An 18,658-nucleotide genomic window follows, 5' to 3' on the forward strand; every position below is an offset into this window, starting at 1 on the left:
CCAGTGACCAGCACATCCAAGACAGTCGTCGTGGTCGGGCACGGCATGGTGGGTCACCGTTTCGTGCAAACGCTTCGCGAGCGTGACACCGACGGACTCTGGCGTGTCGAGATCGTCTCCGAGGAGGCCGATCCCGCCTACGACCGTGTCGGGTTGTCGTCGTACGTCGGTTCGTGGCAGCGGGATGCGCTGGCGCTGGACGGCAACACCTACGACGGTGACGCACACGTCATCACGCACCTCGGCGAGACGGTGACCGACATCGATCGGTCCGGTCACCGGGTGGTGACGTCGGCGGGACGTGAGATCGCTTACGACGCACTGGTGTTGGCGACCGGCTCGTACGCCTTCGTGCCGCCGGTGCCGGGCCACGACAACGAGAAGTGCTTCGTGTACCGCACCCTCGACGATCTCGATGCGATCCGGGCAGCCGCCGATGCCGCCGGTCCGGGCGCGCCCGGGATCGTGGTGGGTGGTGGGCTGCTCGGCCTCGAGGCGGCGAATGCCCTCAAGTTGCTCGGGATGACCCCGCACGTGGTGGAGTTCGCTCCGCGGCTGATGCCGATGCAGGTCGACGACGGGGGCGGCGCGGTACTGAAGAAGCTGGTCACCGATCTCGGTCTGAGTGTGCACACCGGCGTCGGCACGGCGAACATCGCCGACAACGACGGCGGCGGACTCACCGTGACGCTCAGCGACGACAGCGAGATCGATGCCGCCCTGGTGGTGTTCTCCGCGGGTGTGCGTCCCCGCGATCAGGTGGCCCGGGAGGCGGGGATCGCGGTCGGTGAGCGCGGCGGCGTGCTGGTCGATACCGCTTGCCGCACCGACGATCCCGACATCTACGCGATCGGCGAGGTCGCCGCGGTCGAGGGCCGTTGCTATGGTCTCGTGGCGCCCGGTTACAGCACCGCCGAGATCGTCGTCGACCAGATCCTGGGACGGCCGGAGTCCACTTTCCCCGGCGCGGACATGTCCACCAAGCTCAAGCTCCTCGGCGTGGATGTGGCCAGCTTCGGCGACGCGATGGCCACCAGCGAGAATGCGCTCGAGATCGTCTACCACGATCCGGTCGCAGGCAAGTACGCCAAGGTGGTCGTCTCCGACGACGCCACCACGCTGCTGGGCGGCATCCTGGTGGGTGACGCCTCGGCGTACGCGATGCTCAAGCCGATGGTCGGTCGCGAGATCCCCGGCGACCCCGCCGCGCTGATCGCACCCGCGGGCGGCGGCACCGGGGTGGGTCTCGATGCCCTGCCCGACGATGCCGAGATCTGCTCCTGCAACGGCGTGTCCAAGGGCAGTATCTGCTCGGCGATCGCCGAGGGGGCCTGCGACGTCGCCGCCATCAAGGGCTGCACGTCTGCGGGCACCACCTGTGGCGGCTGTGTGCCCAGCATCAAGGCGTTGCTCGAGGCATCGGGCGTGGAGCTGTCCAAGTCGCTGTGTGAGCACTTCGCGCAATCTCGTCGGGAACTCTTCGAGATCGTCTCGGTCACCGGGATCCGCACGTTCTCCGAACTGGTCGAGCGTTACGGCACCGGCCAGGGCTGTGAGATCTGCAAACCGACCGTCGCGTCGATCCTGGCCTCGACGTCGAGCGACCACATCTTCGACGGCGAGCAGGTGGCGCTGCAGGACACCAACGATCACTTCCTGGCGAACATGCAGAAGAACGGTTCGTACTCGGTGGTGCCGCGGATGCCCGGCGGCGAGGTGACGCCCGAGCAGCTCATCGTGATCGGCGAGATCGCCCGCGATTTCGACCTCTACACCAAGATCACCGGCGGTCAGCGCATCGACCTGTTCGGCGCGCGGGTCGATCAGCTGCCGCAGATCTGGCGACGTCTCGTCGATGCCGGGATGGAATCGGGTCACGCCTACGGCAAGAGCCTGCGCACCGTGAAGAGCTGCGTCGGCTCGACGTGGTGCCGATACGGCGTACAGGATTCGGTCGGGATGGCGGTGCTCCTGGAGAAGCGGTATCGCGGCCTGCGGTCGCCGCACAAGCTCAAGTTCGGTGTGTCCGGGTGTGCCCGCGAGTGTGCGGAGGCCCGCGGCAAGGACGTCGGCGTGATCGCCACCGAGAACGGCTGGAACCTGTACGTCGCCGGTAACGGTGGTCAGAGCCCGAAACACGCGCAGCTGCTGGCCAGCGGTATCGATGACGCGACGCTGATCGCCTACATTGATCGGTACCTGATGTTCTACATCCGCACTGCAGATCGTCTCCAGCGCACAGCGCCGTGGCTGGAGTCGCTGGAGGGCGGCCTGGATCATCTGAAGGCTGTCGTCTGTGACGACAGCCTGGGGTTGGCGGTCGAGCTCGAGGCCGCCATGGAGCGACACGTCGCCGGATATCGGGACGAGTGGGCAGCGGTTCTCGAAGACGAGGACAAGCTCAAGCGGTTCGTGTCCTTCGTCAACGCTCCGGAGGTGCCCGATCCGACCATCCGTTTCGCGAGCCCCGGTGATCCGACCGACGGACTCGGTGAGCTCGAGCCCGAACGGAAGGTCCCGGTGTTGCTCGACATGCCGTCCCTGCCTCCGCGCGTCACCGCCGACGCCGCCGAACGTGAAGGAGTCCCGTCGTGAGTCTCGCGCACGGATCATCCACCCAGCCGACGACCCATCCCGACGCCCTGCCCGGGCAGTGGGTGCGCGCCTGCGCTCTCGCCGATCTGTCCGTCGGTCGGGGTGTAGGAGTGCTCGGACCGAACTTCGAACAGGCCGCGCTGTTCCGGGTGCCCGCCATGGAGACCGATCGGGAGGCGGCGGCCGGCCGATCACGCCTCTACGCGATCGGCAACATCGACCCGTTCGCGCGCGCCGCGGTGCTCTCGCGTGGTGTCACCGGTGATCGATCCGGCGAACCCACCGTCGCCAGCCCCCTGGGCAAGCAGATCTTCTCGTTGCGGACCGGCGCCTGCCTCGACGACGAGTCGACATCGGTCCCCAGCTATGCGGTCCAAGTCGTGGACACCATGGTCGAGGTGTACTTTCCGCAACGATGAGCACCCGTAGAGAAGGCACCGGCGCCCCTGACGACACCGACGCCCTGCCGCTGGCCGGATTCACCATCGGCATCACGGCGGCCCGACGCGCGGAGGAGTTCGCCGCGCTGTTGGCCCGCCGCGGTGCGGAGGTGATGGCCGCGCCGACGATCCGCATCCTGCCACTGGTCGACGACACCGAACTCGAGCAGGTGACCGAGGCGATCATCGCCGATCCACCCGACCTGATGGTGGCGACCACCGGGATCGGGTTCCGCGGATGGGTGGAGGCCGTCGACGGGTGGGGGCGGGCCGAGGCGCTGCTCGGTGCGCTCGGCAAGAGCAGACTGATCGCGCGCGGCCCCAAGGCCAAGGGAGCGATCCGGGCCGCCGGGCTGCGTGAGGAGTGGTCGCCGGAGAGCGAATCCTCCTCGGAGGTTCTCGACCGACTTCTCGAAGAAGGCGTCGAGGGTGTCCGCATCGCGGTGCAATTGCACGGGGCCACCACCGAGTGGGAGCCGCTGCCGGATTTCTGTGCCGTGCTCCGCGCCGCCGGTGCCGACGTCCTGCCGGTGCCGGTGTACCGGTGGAACATGCATCCCGACGTCGACCGGATCGACAAGATGATCGCCGCGGTCATCCGAGCCGATCTCGACGCCATCACCTTCACCAGTGCACCGGCGGCGGCCTCGATCCTCACCCGTGCCAAAGAACTGGGAAAGCTGTCACAGTTCGTCCATGCCATGCGCACCTCGGTGCCGGTCATGTGTGTCGGTTCGGTGACCGCAGGCCCGCTCGAAGCGCTGCAGATACCGACGATCTATCCCAAGCGGTATCGGCTCGGCGCCCTGGCGCGGTTGATCACCGACGAGTTGCCGCGACGCAGTCACGATCTGCGAATCCACGGTCACGACACGGCCATTCGTGGCCAGGCGGTTCTCGTCGACGGCGAGTTGCGCGATCTCTCGGCGACGAGTCTCATCCTGCTCAAGTCGCTCGCGGCCACACCGGGCCGGGTGGTGTCGCGGCAGGACCTGCTCACCGGGCTGCCCGGCGACAGTTCCGACACACACGCGGTGGAGGTGGCCGTCGCCCGCCTACGCAACGCGCTGGGGGACCCCAAGATGATCCAGACCGTGGTCAAGCGCGGCTATCGCCTCGCCGTCGACCTGGAATACGAGGGAGAGGACGGGGAATGACCCACGAATCGTTCCTGCCCGTCGGTGACCGTCTGCGCGACATCAGCCCCGTGCTGGTCGCCCACGGCACCCGCAACCCGCACGGGATCGACGTGATCGCGCAGATCGCCGAGGCGGTGAGCGACCGGATCGGCACCACCCGGACCGCTTTTGTCGACGTGTTGGGGCCGACGCCGTCGGAGGTCATCGCCGACGTGGACCGGCCCGCCGTGTTGGTGCCCGCCTTTCTGGCCTCGGGATATCATGTGCGCCAGGACATCCCGCACCATGTCCAGGCTGCGGGCCGGGCTGACACGGTGGTCACGCGCGCCCTCGGACCGGACCCCACGATCGCCGCGGTCGCGCGTCTGCGCCTCATCGAGGCGGGCTTCGAACCCGGTGACGCCGTGGTGTTGGCGGCCGCCGGTTCCTCGGACGAAAGTGCTTGCGCACAGGTGTATCTCGCGGCGCGTCAGCTGGAGTCGCTGATCGGTGGGCGAGTCGAGGTCGGATTCATCACCACCGCGTCACCGTCGGTGCCCGAAGCCGTCGAACGTGCGGCGCGGAGCGGGCGTCGGGTGGTGATCGCGTCGTATCTGTTGGCGCCCGGGCTGTTCCACAATCGTCTGCACACCTATGGGGCGGACGCCGTGGCCGAACCGCTCGGTGCGGATCGACGGATCGCGGATCTCATCGTCACCCGGATGCGCGCCGCGGTGAGTCCGTACCGGCGCCAACCCGTTGCCCGTCGCTGATCGCCCCGTCCTTGATCGCCGTCTCCCGATCGGCTCTCGCGGCCACGTTTCGTGATCCGCCTCGCCGCGCGGGATTCGCCGTCGCGGAGCTGATCGCGGGTGGTTCGTCGACGCCGGCGCGTGCGATCAGGAAGCGGGGGACCAGCGGCATTCGCGTAGCACGACCTTCCCGTCGCGGACCGGAACGCCTTCGGCGCGTAGGCGTTCGAGTTGTCGACCGGCCAGGTGGGCGGCCGGCTTGCCGCTCGCCGAGATGACCCGGTGCCAGGGCAGATCCGCGGAGTCGGTGCGCATGATCCAGCCGACGATGCGCGGGCTGGAGAGCCCGACGGCGCCTGCAAGGTCGCCGTAGGTGGTGACCTGGCCGACCGGGATGGCCGCGACCAGCGCGCGGACCTGCTCCACCTCGTCCTCGGTGACAGCTGCCATGTCAGGCCCGATCGAGCATGGCGCGGATCAACCCGGCGGTCAGGTCGGGGGCCAGGAAGGGCACCATGTGCTCGCAGTCGGCGTGGATCACCTCGACGGATCCTGCGCGTTCGGCGGCGCAGGCAGCCAGGAAGTCGGGTCGCACAAACGGCGGGTCGACCCGGTCGGCGACGACGATCGACGTGGGTGTCCCCGGCGGTGGCAGCGCGGCCGGTCGCGCCATGTCGTTCCAGGCCGCCGCACACGCGGGAGCGCTGACCCGCCATCCGACTCGGCCGTTCGGTAGGTCGATGAGATGGTCGTCGATCTCCTTGTCCAGCAGGATATCCGGTATGTCCGCCCAGCCCTCGGCACGTTTGGCGGACCTGGCCGCTGCGGCGTCGGCATAGTCCCAATGCGTGAGGCTGTCGGTGGCCACCTCCAGGGTCCAGGCGGGATCGAGACCCTGTGCCGGATCGAGCAGCACCAGACCGTCGACGACGTCGGCGCCCAGACGCTGCGTCAGACGAATCGCGACCGCGCCGCCGTACGAGTGGCCGACCACGACGAACGGCCGCGCCCATGGACCGATGTGCTCGTCGACCACCTCGACGAGCGCGTCGACCTGATCGTCGTACGACCACGGCGGCTCCCACGGCGAGTATCCGTGGCCGATGAGGTCGGGAGCGACGACACGCAGATCGGCGAGGTGATCGCGCGCCAGTGACTCCCAGCGACGACCGTGGCCGGTCAACCCGTGGACGGCGAGCACGGTCGGGGTGTCGGGCAGGGCAGGCCCGAACAACGAGGTGTGCAGAGGCATGTGGCCATCCTGCCGTACGCGCGGCGGTGTCGGCGCCGCGTGATTCCATGGTGGCATGGCAAGTCGCAGCGCCCAGTCGGGTTCCGGAGCCCAGTCGGGTTCGCGGGCCCAGTCGGGTTCGCGGGCCCAGTCTGGTTCGCGGGTCCAGTCTGGTTCGCGGGTCCAGTCTGGTTCTCGAGCCCAGTCTGGTTCTAGAGCTCAGTCGGGTTCCGGCGCCGGCACCGCGTTGCGTGCCCGACTGGTCGCCACGGCATCGGAGACGGCCGGGGCGAGGCATTGGCCTGCGCACGTGCAGGCGGTGATCGACGGCGCGATGTCGGCGGATCCGGAACGGCCGTGGTCTCCCGTTCGCGTGCACGGGGGTCCGGGGACCGGCAAGACATCGCTCGTGGTGGATGCCGCGGTCGCGCGCCTGCTGCACCCGGGTGTGGACCCGGAATCGGTTCTGGTGCTGGCCTCGTCGCGCCGGGCGGCGGCCACGCTGCGCGAGGAGATCACCCGGCGGGTGCTCGCGGCCACCGAGTCGCGGGCCGAGGGCGGGGTGCACGCGCTGCGGGAACCGTTGGTGCGCACCGTGCATTCGTACGCCTTCGCGATCCTGCGCCTGCAGGCGAGCACGCACGGCAATCCGCCGCCCCGGCTGATCACCGGCTCCGAACAGGACATGGTGCTGCGTGAGCTGCTGGCCGGTGACCTCGAGGACGGTGCCCTGTACTGGCCGGAACGGTTGCGGCCCGCGTTGGGCACCGACGGATTCGCCCAGGCGCTGCGGGATCTGATGATGCGTGCGGCCGAACGCGGGATCGGTCCCGAAGAGCTCACCAAGCTCGGGCGCAGGCACCGACGTCCGGAATGGGTCGCGGCCGGGCGCGCCTATGCTCAGTACGAACAGAACATGCTGCTGCGCGGTGCGGTGGGGGCCGACGCCCCGGGAGCATCCGCGCCCGCGGTCGATGCCGCCGAGCTGGTGGGGTCGGCACTCTCCGCGTTCGCCACCGATCCCGAGCTGCTCGAGGGCCAGCGGCGCCGTATCCGGCACTTGCTCGTCGACGACGCGCAGCACCTCGACCCGCAGGCCGCGGCACTGGTCACGTTGATCGGCACCGGCACGGAGTCGACGATCGTGACGGCCGACACCGACCAGTCGGTCTTCGGGTTCCGCGGTGCGAGCCCGCGGTTCGTCGAGGAGCTGGTGCAGTCGGATTCGGATCGGGACATCCTGCTGGACACCACGTTCCGTAACCATCCGGCCATTGCCGCCGTCGGTGCGGCGCTCACCGCGCGGTTGCCGGGCCGCCGCCCGCACCCGTACCCGGCGCCTCTCGAGCCGGGGCAACCGGACGCACCCCACGTCGCCGACGACGAGTTCGGTGGCGCCGCGGTCAAGGTGTTCAGTTCGTCGGCCAAGGAAGCCACGGCGATCGCGGACCTCCTGCGCCGCGCTCACCTGTTCGCGGATGTGCCGTGGTCGCAGATGGCGGTGATCGTGCGATCGGTGTCGTTGACCCTGCCGTCGCTGCGACGGGCGTTCCGCTCGGCCGGCGTACCGGTCACCACACCGACGAGCGATCTGCCGCTGCATCGGCAACGGGCCGTCGCCGCGTTGATGCAGGTGCTCCGCGTCGTCGCGGCTCGTGGTCTCGCCGACGACGAGGCCGCCGAGATCTTCGGTGTCGACGACGCGGTGGCGCTGTTCTCGGGCCCGGTCGGCGGTGCCGACCCGGGTGCCATGCGACGGCTCCGACGCGGTGTCCGCCGTCACGACGAGCACGACGGCGACGGCGGCGCGGCCACCGACTCGTTGCTGGCGCTGCGCCGTGCGCTCCTCGATCGTGAGCTCGGCAGGCGGTACCTGGCCGTGTTGTCGGAGACGGAGGCCCGGCCGCTGGCACGGGTGCTGGCGGTGGCCGATGCCGCGGATGCCGCCCATCGTGCTCAGCGAGGTGTGGAGGAAACCCTGTGGGCCGCATGGCAGGCCACCGGTCTGGAGCGGCGATGGGCCGCCGGGGCGATTCGCGGCGGGCCGGCGGGCGAGCAGGCCGATCGTGACCTCGATGCGGTGATGGCCATGTTCGAGGCGGCGGCGAACTTCACCGACACACTGCCCGCTGCGGGCCCTGCGGGCTTCGTCCGCTACCTCGCCGCGCTCCAGATCCCTCGGGACAGTCGGCTCACCGGGGCGGCGGCGGAGTCCGTCACCGTCCTGTCGGCGCACGCGGCGGCCGGGCGGCAGTGGGAAGTGGTGGCGGTGGCCGGCGTGCTCGACGGTCTGTGGCCGTCGTTGCGCAGCCGCGGCAGTGTGTTGGCGACCGGACAACTCGTCGACCTGCTCGACGGCGTCGACCCCGAAGCCCTGGACACGGTGGCGCGCACCGCGTCGGCGCTGGCCGACGAGCGCAGACTCCTGCTGGTGGCGTGCACCCGTGCGCGGCGGCGGCTGTTGGTGACCGCGGTCGACGACGGTGGTGGCGATGCGTCCCCGTCGCGGTTCGTCCCGGAGATCGCCGAGGCGATCGATCCCCGGTCGGTGCAGGGCGATCTCGACGCCCCGCCGAGCCCGACCGACCTGCCGCTCGATCCCGGTGTCGACCGCGTGTTGTCGTTGCCGTCGCTCATCGCGACGCTGCGGTCTGCCGTCGTCGCGGACGCGGGGGAGCGGTTGCGCAACGGCGGCGACGAACCGTCACCCCGGGCTCGTGCGGCGGCGGAACTGTTGGCGCGGCTGGCAGATTCGGACATTCCGGGCGCGGCGCCCAAGCATTGGTACGGCCTCGCGGGCCCCAGCACCGACAACCCGTTGTGGACGCCCGGACGTGGCCCGGTGCTGTTGTCGCCGTCGAATGTCGAGTCGTTGACCCGCTGCTCACTGCGTTGGGCACTGGAACGGCACGGCGGTCGCGACGGCGACGGCACCCCGGCGCTGACCGGCACGCTGGTGCACACACTCGTGCAGGCGGTCGCCGGCCGGATCGAGCCGGCCGAGGTGACCGCCGCGCTGCGCGGCATCTGGGATCGTGTGGACACCGGTGCCGCCTGGTACTCCGTGCGTGAACTCGAACGGGCGGAGGGGATGCTGACCAATTTCCGTGACTGGCTTCGTTTCTCGCGGGACGACCTGTCCGAGATCGGCGTGGAGGCCGACATCGATGCGACCGTGCCACCCGATCCGGCCGCCGACGACGGCACCGACATCCCGGTGCGCCTGCGTGGCCGCATCGACCGATTGGAACGCGACGGGCAGGGACGGCCGGTGGTGGTGGACGTCAAGACGGCGAAGACCGCGATCACCAAGTCCGACGCGCAGGATCACGCACAGTTGGCGACCTACCAGCTCGCGCTCGCCCTGGGCGGGGTCGACGGGTCGCAGCGATCCGAACCCGGCGGTGGACGTCTGGTGTACGTGTCCGCGCCGAACAAGAACACCGGGGCCACCGAACGGGCCCAGGATGCATTGACCCCCGATCTGGTCGACGAATGGATCTCCGTGGTGCGCACCGCTGCTCGGGCCAGCGTGGGGCCCGGTTTCGCGGCCACCCACAATCCCGGGTGTGCACACTGCGCCCTGAAAACGAGTTGTCCCGCCCAATTGCGCGGCAAGGCGGTGATCGATGACTGACCGGCAGACCCGGCCCGTGGTGTCGGCGATGTCGTTGGCCGCCGCCCTCGGACTGCCTCCGCCGACCCCGGAGCAGGTGGCCGTGATCGAGGCGCCGATGGAACCGATCCTCGTGGTCGCGGGCGCCGGGGCGGGCAAGACGGAGACGATGGCCTCGCGGGTGGTGTGGCTGGTGGCCAACGGCCTCGTCACACCCGACGAGATCTTGGGCCTCACCTTCACCCGTAAGGCGGCCAGCGAACTGGGTGCTCGCATCCGTCGTCGTCTGTCGATGCTGGCCGGTTCGCCCGCGTTGCGGCGCTGGGATCCCGACGGCACCGTCCGGGCCCGGTTGTCCGGGGGCGATCCGGAGGTCAGCACCTACCACGCCTACGCCGGGCGGCTCATCTCCGACTACGGTCTGCTGCTGCCGGTGGAACCCAACTCGACCTTGCTGTCGGAGACCGAGTTGTGGCAGATGGCGTTCTCGGTGGTGTCCGGGTGGACCGGCGAGCTGCATACCACCAAGGTCCCGGCCAGCGTCACCGAAGCGGTGCTCAAGCTCTACGGCGAGATGTCCGAACATCTCGTCGATCTCGACGACCTGCGTCGTGCGGGTGACGATCTGTATCAGATGATCGAGACCCTCCCGAAGGGCCCGAGACAGCGCGACACCCCGACCCAGGCACTGCTCAAGGTGCGTGACGTCATCGACGAGCGACGTGAGTTGCTACCGATGGTCGAGGCGTTGGCCCAGACGATGCGTGCGGCGTCGTCGCTGGATTTCGGCAGCCAGATGTCGCTGGCCGCCCGGCTGGTCATGCGGAATCCGGAAGTCGTTGCCGCCGAACGTGAATCGTTTCGGGCGGTGCTGCTCGACGAGTATCAGGACACCGGACACTCCCAACGCATCCTGCTCGCGACCCTGTTCGGGGATCTCGGCGGCACGCGCGGGGCCTCGGTGGCGGTCACCGCGGTGGGGGATCCGATCCAGTCGATCTACGGGTGGCGCGGGGCGTCGGCGGCCAATCTGCCGCGCTTCACCGCCGATTTCCGTCGTTCCGACGGCAAGCCCGCGGAGCGTCTGGAACTGCTGACCAGTTGGCGCAACTCGGTGCACTCCCTGCGGCTGGCCAACGAGACCTCCGACGAACTGCGTCGTCGCGGCATCCCGGTGAGTGTGCTGCGTCCGCGTCCGGATGCGCCGTCGGGCACCGTGCACCTCGCGCTCACCGAGACCGTCGTCGACGAGCGCACCTGGATCGCCGACCACGTCGAACGCCACTATCGGACCGCGGAGGCCGCCGGCGATCCGCCGCCGACCACAGCGATCCTTGTGCGTCGCAACGAGGACTCGGCGCCGATCGCGGCCGAACTGGAGAGCCGCGGCATCCCTGCCGAGGTCGTCGGTATCGGCGGATTGCTGCACGTCCCCGAGATCGAGGACATCGTCGCGATGCTGCGGGTGATCGCCGACCCGATGGCGGGCACCGCCGCCATGCGGTTGCTGACCGGGGCGCGCTGGCAGCTCGGGGCGGCCGATCTCGCCGTGTTGTGGCGCCGTGCCACCGAGCTGGCCGCGGTCGACTACGCCGTGTCCACCGGCGTCGTGACCTCCCGGGAACAACTCGACGAGGCCCTCGACGCCGTGCTGCCCACCGAGGTGGTCGATCGGGCCGGGATCGCCGACGCCATCGTCGATCCCGGGGATCCCGCGCGTTACAGCACCGAGGGTTATGCGCGGATACGTGCGTTCGGGGCGCAGCTGGAATCGCTGCGGCGTCGCATCGGGCAGCCGCTGCCCGAACTGGTCGCCGACGTCGAACACACGACCGGCGTGGCCGTGGAGGCGCAGATCCGTGCGCACCGGATGCGCGGCGCGATCACCGGCCGTGAACATCTCGACGCGTTCGCGGAGTACGTGACCGCGTATGCCGACCGGGCCGGCGCGAATCTGCCCGGCCTGCTCGCCTTCCTGGACACCGCAGAGACCATCGAGAAGGGGCTCGAACCCGGTCGGATCGAGGTCGCCGAGCAACGGGTGCAGATCCTCACCGTGCACGCCGCCAAAGGGTTGGAGTGGGACGTGGTGGTGCTGCCTCATCTGTGTCGGGGCATCTTCCCGGGCGGCCGCGCCGACAGCACGTGGCTCGGCAGCGCCAAGGAACTGCCCGCGAGTCTGCGCGGCGACCTCGCCGACGGCGCCAACAGCGAGGGCTTCCCGCCGCTCGACCTACGGTCGGTGGCCGACCGCAAGGAGCTCGAGGCCGCACTGACCGAGCACAAGGAGGCGATCTCGCAACGACGTCTCGAAGAGGACCGCAGGCTGCTCTACGTGGCGCTCACCCGCGCCAAGGAATCGCTGCTGGTGTGTGCCCATCACTGGTCGGAATCGGGTGACAAGCCGCGTGGAGGGTCGGAGTTCTTCGACGAGCTGCGCGTCATCGTCGGCGACGCGATCGCCGATCCGACGATCGACTCGGACGGCTTGGTGATCGACGTCGACGCACCGGAGCCGCCCGCCGACACCGCCAATCCGCTGGCGGAGGAGGTGATCAGCGCGCCGTGGCCTCGAGATGCGTTGGGGGACAGGCGCGACGCGGTGACCGAGGCCGCCCGTCTGGTCACCGAGGCGGTCGCCGCCCGGGACACGCCCGCGTTGTTCGACGCCCCGACGAGCGCCACGTCGGACGAAACGGCGGCATCGGCGTCCTCCGACGATGGGCACGATGTCGAGATCGCGGCGTGGCGCGCCGAGGTCGACGCCCTGCTCGACGAGTTCCACAGCGCGAATCGGGCCGAGGTCGACGTCGCACTGCCGACCCACCTGTCGGTGAGTCAACTGGTCGAGCTCGACACCGACGAGGGGGCGTTCGCGCGCAGGTTACGACGACCGGTGCCGTATCAGCCCAATCCCACCGCCCGCCGTGGCACCGCCTTCCACGCCTGGGTGGAGCGCTGGTTCGGCGCGACGCGTCTGCTCGACGTCGACGAGCTGCCCGGGGCGGCCGACGCCACCGCCGCCCCCGACGCCGATCTCGATCAGCTGCGCGACGCGTTCCTGGCGTCGCGGTGGGCACAGCGCAGCCCGACGGAGGTGGAGGTCCCGTTCGAGACCGTCATCGGTCCCACGGTGATTCGCGGCCGGATCGACGCGGTGTTCGCCGAACCGGACGGCCGATGGTTGGTGGTGGACTGGAAGACCGGGTCGGTTCCGGAGCCGGCGCGACGCGAGTCGCTGTTCGTCCAGCTCGCCGCGTATCGGATCGCGTGGGCGCAGCTCGCCGAGGTGCCCGTCGAGAAGGTGCGTGCGGCGTTCCATTATGTCCGTTCCGGTTACACGTTGGAGCCCGACGAGCTGCCCGACCGCACGTCACTCGCCGCGATGTTGGCGAAGTGAGTTAGATTGCCCTGTGTGACGCAGCGTCTCCTGATGCATCGGCGGGCCCATTGATGGCCAGGCGCGGTTTTCGCCGACGCCTGCGTGGCGACGAACTCAACGATCGACCCGACTATGCGCTGGTCGGCGTCGTCCGGATCCCGGAACTGCAGCAGAGCCCGGGGCGCGCCATCGGCAAGCGGGTCGTGTTCGCGGTCGTCGCACTGTTCGCGACGGCGATCATCGTCTATCTCGATCGCGACGGTTACCGGGACGTCCAGGAGAACCCGCTGTCGTTTCTCGACGCGATGTACTACTCGGCGGTCACGCTGTCGACGACGGGCTACGGCGACATCACGCCCTTTTCGCCGTCCGCGCGTCTGATCAACCTCCTGATCATCACCCCGCTACGGGTGTTGTTCCTGATCGTGCTCATCGGCACGACGCTGGAGGTGCTGACCGAACGTTCACGACAGGCGCTCAAGATCCAGCGGTGGAGGAACAGCGTGCGTAATCACACGGTCGTCATCGGGTACGGCACCAAGGGGCGGACCGCCGTCGACGCCATGATCGGGGACGGCGTCAAAGCCGCCGAGATCGTCGTCGTCGATGCGGATCCGGACGTCCTGGAGGCCGCGGCCGCCGAGGGGTTGGTCACCGTGCGCGGTGACGCCACCAAGTCGGATGTGCTGCGCCTGGCCGGTGTCGCCCACGCGTCCAGCATCGTGGTCGCCGCCAACCGCGACGACACCGCGGTGCTCGCCACCCTGACCGCCCGCGAGCTCAACCCGCGCGCCAAGATCGTGGCGTCGATCCGGGAATCGGAGAACACCCACCTGATGCGACAGTCCGGCGCCAATTCGGTCGTCGTGTCGTCGGAGACGGCAGGCCGGTTGCTCGGCATCGCGACGATGACACCGTCGGTGGTGGAGGTCATCGAGGACCTGCTCACCCCCGACGCCGGTTACGCGATCGCCGAGCGCGAGGTGGAACCGACAGAATCCGGCGGCTCACCCGCCCACACCCGTGACATCGTCCTCGGCGTGGTGCGCAACGGGGTGCTGCACCGCGTCGACGACAGCGAGGTCGAGCAGATCGAAGTGGGCGACCGCCTGCTCTACGTCCGTAAAGGTGGTGCGGAATGACCGGTCCCGGGACCACACCGGAGTTCACCCTGTCCGAGCCGCCGATGTTGTCGCGCGCCACGTTCGACCGCGCCGACGAGATCCGCGACGATCCCGACCGGATGCTCGCCGGGTGGGCACAGGCCCGCGTGTTGCTGGTGGACCGCGACGGCCGCTACCCGGTGACCGACGAGGGCCGGCTGCACTGGCAGGACGCGACCACGCTGGGGATCGCGCCGGTCGCCGACGCCGTCTTCCTCGGTGTGGGGGCGGACGAGCGCAATGCCGGGCGCGACCTGTGGACCCGCCGCGTCGATCACGTCGACGGTCCGACCGATGACCCGCGCCGGGGCGCGCACGGGCTCGACGCCGACGAGGCCGGCCTGCTGACCACCGCGCTGGGAATCTTGAATTGGCATGCGACCGCACGGTTTTCGCCGGTCGACGGCTCGGTCACGGTGCCGGCGCGCGGTGGCTGGGTCCGTCGTCACGCAGACACCGGTGTCGACGAGTTCCCGCGGACCGACCCGGCCATCATCACCGTCGTCCACGACGGCGGCGACCGCGTGCTGCTGGGGCGGCAGTCGGTGTGGCCGGACGGGTGGTATTCCACGCTGGCGGGTTTCGTCGAGCCGGGGGAGTCGCTCGAACAATGCGTGATCCGGGAGGTGCACGAGGAGGTCGGCATCACCGTGCGCGAGCCCCGCTACCTGGGCAGCCAGCCCTGGCCGTTCCCGCGGTCGTTGATGCTGGGGTTCGCTGCGATCGGTGATCCCACGCAGCCGCTGGACTTCATCGACGGTGAGATCGGTGACGCCGACTGGTTCGATCGCGCCGAGGTCATCGACGCTCTCGAAGAGGGTGGCGACTGGGTGCGCGGTGACGGGGCGGTGGGCACCGCCTCCGACGGCAGACGGCTCCGACTGCCGGGCTCCATCTCGATCGCACGTGCACTGATCTCGGCCTGGGCATACGCCGATCGGTGAGTCGGCCGGGCTGGGAACAGTCGGGCTGTCCGTGCTGTTATGGGTGTCATGAGCAATGTGATCGACGACGACGCCTCGGCCCGAGTCCCGGGCACCGGTGAGCTGACCATGTACACCACCAGTTGGTGTGGTTTCTGCGCACGCCTCAAGACCGGCTTGAAGAGCCTCGGACTGACGTGGCAGGAGGTCGACATCGAACTCAACCCGGATGCCGCGGAGTTCGTCGGCAGTGTCAACGGCGGCAATCATGTCGTGCCGACCGTGCTGTACGCCGACGGCACCACCGCCACCAACCCGTCGATCGCCGACGTGAAGGCCAAGCTCGGCGTCTGAGCGGGGCTGATCGCTGCGGTCACTGTCGAGGGAGGCTTCCTCCGGCGATGGTGTCCGCGACGAATGGCATAGTGGACCGGTGCCCGATCACCACCGCATCCTCGAGGGGCTCGACCCCGAACAGCAGCGCGCGGTGCTCGCCCCACGCGGGCCGGTGTGTGTCCTGGCCGGTGCCGGAACAGGTAAGACCCGCACCATCACCCATCGCATCGCCCACCTGATCGACAGCGGTCAGGTGAACCCGTCGCAGGTACTCGCGGTCACCTTCACCACCCGCGCCGCAGGCGAACTGCGTGGGCGGCTGCGTGCACTCGGCATCGCAGGGCCCGGGAACTCGGTGCAGGCTCAGACCTTTCACGCCGCGGCACTGCGTCAACTCCGATACTTCTGGCCGCGCGAGCTCACCTGGGAACTGCTCGCCAACAAGCTCCCGGTGGTCGCCCGCGCCGCGCATCACGTCGGCCTGGCCACCACCACGGAGTCACTTCGCGATCTCGCCTCCGAGATCGAATGGGCCAAAGGATCGTTGACGACGCCGGAGGGCTACGTCGCGGCCGCGCAGGCCGCCCGACGCGACGTCGCGTTCCCGGCCGAGGCCGTTGCCTCGGTCTTCGAGACCTATGAGAGCGCGAAACGTGATGGCGCACATCTGCTCCTGGACTTCGACGACCTGATCATCTACGCCGCGGAGTTACTCGCCGACCCTGCCGTCGCCGCCGACTTCCGTTCTCGCTACCGATGTTTCGTGGTCGACGAGTACCAGGACATCACACCCGTCCAGCAGCAGTTGCTCGACGTCTGGTTGGGGGAGCGTGACAACCTCACCGTCGTCGGCGACGCGAACCAGACCATCTACTCCTTCACCGGTGCCACCGCCGCCCATCTGCTGGACTTCACCCGTCGCTACCCGGACGCCACCCTGGTGCGGCTGGAACGCGACTACCGTTCCACCCCGGAGGTGGTGAGGTTGGCGAACCAGGTCATCGCCGCCACCGACGAGCGCGCGCCCGGCACCCGGCTGGAACTGATCGGTCAGCGCCCGCACGGACCGGTGCCTCGGCCTGCCGAGTTCGCCGACGAACTCCGCGAGGCGCACGGCGTGGCCGCCCAGATCAAGCACCTGATCAACGCGGGCACCGAGCCTGCGGAGATCGCGGTCCTCTACCGGGTCAACGCGCAGTCCGAGCGGTTCGAGGAGGCCCTCACCGAAGCCGGCATCCCCTATCAGGTGCGCGGCTCGGAGGCGTTTTTCACCCGTACCGAGATCGTCCAGGCCATGGGCAAGCTCCGCGCGGCCGCGCAGCGCGACGATCTGCCGGCCGGGGTCGAGACCGCCAGAGTGGTTCGTGCAGTCCTCGCGCCGCTGGGGCTCGGCGACACCGAACCGGTCGGCCCGCAAGCCAAGGCGCGTTGGGAATCGTTGCGCGCCTTGATGTCCGTCGTCGCCGATGTGCTGGTCGACCAGCCGACGATGCCGCTGAGTCGGGTCGTCGCGGAGCTCACGATGCGTGCCGAGGAACGTCACACGCCGACCCGGCCGGGCGTCACCTTGGCGTCGCTCCATGCCGCGAAGGGGCTGGAGTGGGATGCGGTGTTCCTCGTCGGACTCACCGACGGGTCGGTACCCATCATGCAGGCGATCGACAAGGGGTCGGGTGCGATCGACGAGGAGCGTCGGCTCTTCTACGTGGGGATCACCCGGGCGCGTGAGCATCTGTACCTGTCGTGGAGTCTGTCGCGCTCGGGTTCGGCCCGGGCCACCCGTCGGCGCACCCGATTCCTCGACGGAATCGACCTCGATCCGCGCCGCAGCGGGCGATGCACCGTGTGCGGTGCCGAGCTGGTGAATCCGGAGTCGCGTGTGCGTCGTCGATGCGGCAGCTGCCGGTCCGAGGAACGCGACGACGAACTCGTGACCGCACTGCGATCCTGGCGGTCCGATCACGCTCGTCGTCGAGGTGTGCGGGAGCGGGCCGTCCTCACCGATGCCATGCTCGACGCGATCGCCGAGGAACGTCCGTCGGATGTGGCAGCGCTCGGTGCCATCCCCGGAATCGGTCCGGTGAAACTGGAGCAGTTCGGCGACGAACTCCTCGGCGTTCTGCACGGTGGGTCGCGCGCCCGCTGACAGATGTGCCGACGCCCCCGGCGGTGACGGAATAACTGCAGGTCAAAAATAGGTTGTGCGATTCGTACGCGACCACCTACCCTGAATTGGTCAGCACGGGGTGATCTTCGTTTGTCCGTAACGAAGCCCTCAGATGTGGAAGCCCACGAGCACGGAAAGGAGCGGACCAGTGAACGGAATCAAGATGCAGGCCGGCGTCAGCGTGCCTGTGGCCAAGCCGATTGCGGCAGCCGTGTGTGCCCGTCGCGACCGCTCCTGGGTCGATGCGACCCGTGTGCGACCGATGGCACCGCATCCCGCCGACGCGCGCGTAGCCCCGGCAGGTCTCACGACCGCCGCAGTGCGAGCGCCGCAGCGGTTCCCCGTGCAGATACGAAGTCTGCGGAGTCGATAACTCCGCTTCCTTCGGGCCACGGGCGAATCGCAGAGGCGAAACCCGTGGCCCTTCTTGTTGCATGTGTCCGCTGTTTTCTCGTCGATGACGAGACGGCGCGCACCAGCCACATCGAGGTCTCCGGGTTCCAACACCCAAACACGAGCAGATGTGGAGAAAAGAATGACTGTCGATTGCGTTCTCGAATCCTGTCTTCCGGCGGGCCACATGACGGTCGGCCGTCTGGACCTGCCCTGCCAGGTGACCGACGCCGATCTGTGGTTCGCCGAGGACCCCCGAGACCTGGAGCGCGCCAAGGCGATGTGCGCCGAGTGCCCTCTGCAGCAGGCCTGCCTACAGGCGGCACTCGACCGCGCCGAGCCCTGGGGTGTCTGGGGCGGGGAGATCTTCGAGCGCGGAACGGTGATCGCGCGCAAGCGGCCTCGCGGCCGTCCGCGTAAGTCCGTTGCGTGACCGGTCAGACCAAACGCGGATGCTCCAGGCTAGAGCGAGTGTTACACGTCGGTTGCCAGGATGGTGGTGAGACACCTCGTGGCGGTGGGCGTGGGGATGGAGTAGACGT

The 18,658-nt window shown here is 69.1% G+C and carries 13 protein-coding genes; 11 read left to right on the top strand and 2 right to left on the bottom strand.

What is annotated here, in order from left to right; genetic code table 11:
• The first annotated feature begins 3 nt into the window (after positions 1–3).
• From nirB to AAFP35_RS06675, 4 genes are read left to right on the top strand one after another with little or no spacing between them, the layout of a single operon-like run.
• The gene (gene nirB, locus AAFP35_RS06660) at positions 4–2,595 is read left to right on the top strand and encodes a nitrite reductase large subunit NirB (protein ID WP_419220757.1); all 2,592 of its coding nucleotides are present in this window, start codon (positions 4–6) and stop codon (positions 2,593–2,595) included.
• A complete protein-coding gene (nirD, locus tag AAFP35_RS06665; RefSeq protein ID WP_419220758.1) occupies positions 2,592–3,014 on the top strand; it encodes a nitrite reductase small subunit NirD in 423 nt (140 codons plus the stop codon). Before nirB ends, nirD begins: the two co-directional genes overlap by 4 nt.
• Positions 3,011–4,192: a uroporphyrinogen-III synthase gene (locus AAFP35_RS06670; RefSeq protein WP_419220759.1), complete on the top strand. Its 1,182-nt coding sequence runs from the start codon at positions 3,011–3,013 to the stop codon at positions 4,190–4,192. The genes nirD and AAFP35_RS06670 overlap by 4 nt, the downstream gene beginning before the upstream one ends.
• Positions 4,189–4,926 (top strand): sirohydrochlorin chelatase, encoded by a 738-nt coding sequence (locus tag AAFP35_RS06675; protein WP_419220760.1) that lies wholly within the window; start codon positions 4,189–4,191, stop codon positions 4,924–4,926. Before AAFP35_RS06670 ends, AAFP35_RS06675 begins: the two co-directional genes overlap by 4 nt.
• Before the next feature lie 126 nt (positions 4,927–5,052).
• On the opposite strand, the gene AAFP35_RS06680 is transcribed toward AAFP35_RS06675, so the two are convergent.
• Entirely contained in the window at positions 5,053–5,355 is a 303-nt protein-coding gene (locus AAFP35_RS06680) for an MGMT family protein (protein ID WP_419220761.1), read from the bottom strand.
• A gap of 1 nt (position 5,356) precedes the next feature.
• Positions 5,357–6,157, bottom strand: a complete 801-nt coding sequence (locus AAFP35_RS06685; protein ID WP_419220762.1) for an alpha/beta fold hydrolase — start codon at positions 6,155–6,157, stop codon at positions 5,357–5,359.
• Between the two features lie 55 nt (positions 6,158–6,212).
• Here AAFP35_RS06685 and AAFP35_RS06690 point away from each other — a divergent pair, with 55 nt between their 5' ends.
• The 7 genes from AAFP35_RS06690 to AAFP35_RS06720 all read left to right on the top strand — a co-directional run bounded on the left by AAFP35_RS06690 (position 6,213) and on the right by AAFP35_RS06720 (position 18,549).
• Positions 6,213–9,773 (top strand): ATP-dependent helicase, encoded by a 3,561-nt coding sequence (locus AAFP35_RS06690; RefSeq protein WP_419220763.1) that lies wholly within the window; start codon positions 6,213–6,215, stop codon positions 9,771–9,773.
• Complete coding sequence (locus AAFP35_RS06695; RefSeq protein ID WP_419220764.1) at positions 9,766–13,152, top strand: ATP-dependent helicase; 3,387 nt, start codon at positions 9,766–9,768, stop codon at positions 13,150–13,152. Before AAFP35_RS06690 ends, AAFP35_RS06695 begins: the two co-directional genes overlap by 8 nt.
• Positions 13,153–13,205: 53 nt before the next feature.
• Complete coding sequence (locus AAFP35_RS06700) at positions 13,206–14,276, top strand: potassium channel family protein (RefSeq protein WP_419220765.1); 1,071 nt, start codon at positions 13,206–13,208, stop codon at positions 14,274–14,276.
• Positions 14,273–15,241 (top strand): NAD(+) diphosphatase, encoded by a 969-nt coding sequence (gene nudC, locus AAFP35_RS06705; RefSeq protein WP_419220766.1) that lies wholly within the window; start codon positions 14,273–14,275, stop codon positions 15,239–15,241. The genes AAFP35_RS06700 and nudC overlap by 4 nt, the downstream gene beginning before the upstream one ends.
• Before the next feature lie 48 nt (positions 15,242–15,289).
• The gene (locus AAFP35_RS06710; protein ID WP_419220767.1) at positions 15,290–15,574 is read left to right on the top strand and encodes a mycoredoxin; all 285 of its coding nucleotides are present in this window, start codon (positions 15,290–15,292) and stop codon (positions 15,572–15,574) included.
• A gap of 79 nt (positions 15,575–15,653) precedes the next feature.
• Positions 15,654–17,702 carry an ATP-dependent helicase gene (locus tag AAFP35_RS06715; protein WP_419220768.1) on the top strand — a complete coding sequence of 683 codons (2,049 nt, stop codon included), beginning with the start codon at positions 15,654–15,656 and terminating at the stop codon, positions 17,700–17,702.
• Positions 17,703–18,258: 556 nt separating this feature from the next.
• Entirely contained in the window at positions 18,259–18,549 is a 291-nt protein-coding gene (locus tag AAFP35_RS06720; RefSeq protein ID WP_419220769.1) for a WhiB family transcriptional regulator, read from the top strand.
• Positions 18,550–18,658 lie beyond the last annotated feature (109 nt).

The organism is Gordonia sp. CPCC 206044 (genome assembly GCF_048537895.1).
GTDB lineage: Bacteria > Actinomycetota > Actinomycetes > Mycobacteriales > Mycobacteriaceae > Gordonia.

Excerpts from the sequence above, each read along its gene's own strand:
- AAFP35_RS06680 (WP_419220761.1), bottom strand. The coding sequence starts at position 5,355 with ATGGCAGCTGTCACCGAGGACGAGGTGGAGCAGGTCCGCGCGCTGGTC.
- AAFP35_RS06685 (WP_419220762.1), bottom strand. The coding sequence starts at position 6,157 with ATGCCTCTGCACACCTCGTTGTTCGGGCCTGCCCTGCCCGACACCCCG.
- AAFP35_RS06690 (WP_419220763.1), top strand. The coding sequence starts at position 6,213 with ATGGCAAGTCGCAGCGCCCAGTCGGGTTCCGGAGCCCAGTCGGGTTCG.
- AAFP35_RS06710 (WP_419220767.1), top strand. The coding sequence starts at position 15,290 with ATGAGCAATGTGATCGACGACGACGCCTCGGCCCGAGTCCCGGGCACC.
- AAFP35_RS06695 (WP_419220764.1), top strand. The coding sequence starts at position 9,766 with ATGACTGACCGGCAGACCCGGCCCGTGGTGTCGGCGATGTCGTTGGCC.
- AAFP35_RS06675 (WP_419220760.1), top strand. The coding sequence starts at position 4,189 with ATGACCCACGAATCGTTCCTGCCCGTCGGTGACCGTCTGCGCGACATC.
- AAFP35_RS06670 (WP_419220759.1), top strand. The coding sequence starts at position 3,011 with ATGAGCACCCGTAGAGAAGGCACCGGCGCCCCTGACGACACCGACGCC.
- AAFP35_RS06700 (WP_419220765.1), top strand. The coding sequence starts at position 13,206 with ATGGCCAGGCGCGGTTTTCGCCGACGCCTGCGTGGCGACGAACTCAAC.
- nudC (WP_419220766.1), top strand. The coding sequence starts at position 14,273 with ATGACCGGTCCCGGGACCACACCGGAGTTCACCCTGTCCGAGCCGCCG.
- AAFP35_RS06720 (WP_419220769.1), top strand. The coding sequence starts at position 18,259 with ATGACTGTCGATTGCGTTCTCGAATCCTGTCTTCCGGCGGGCCACATG.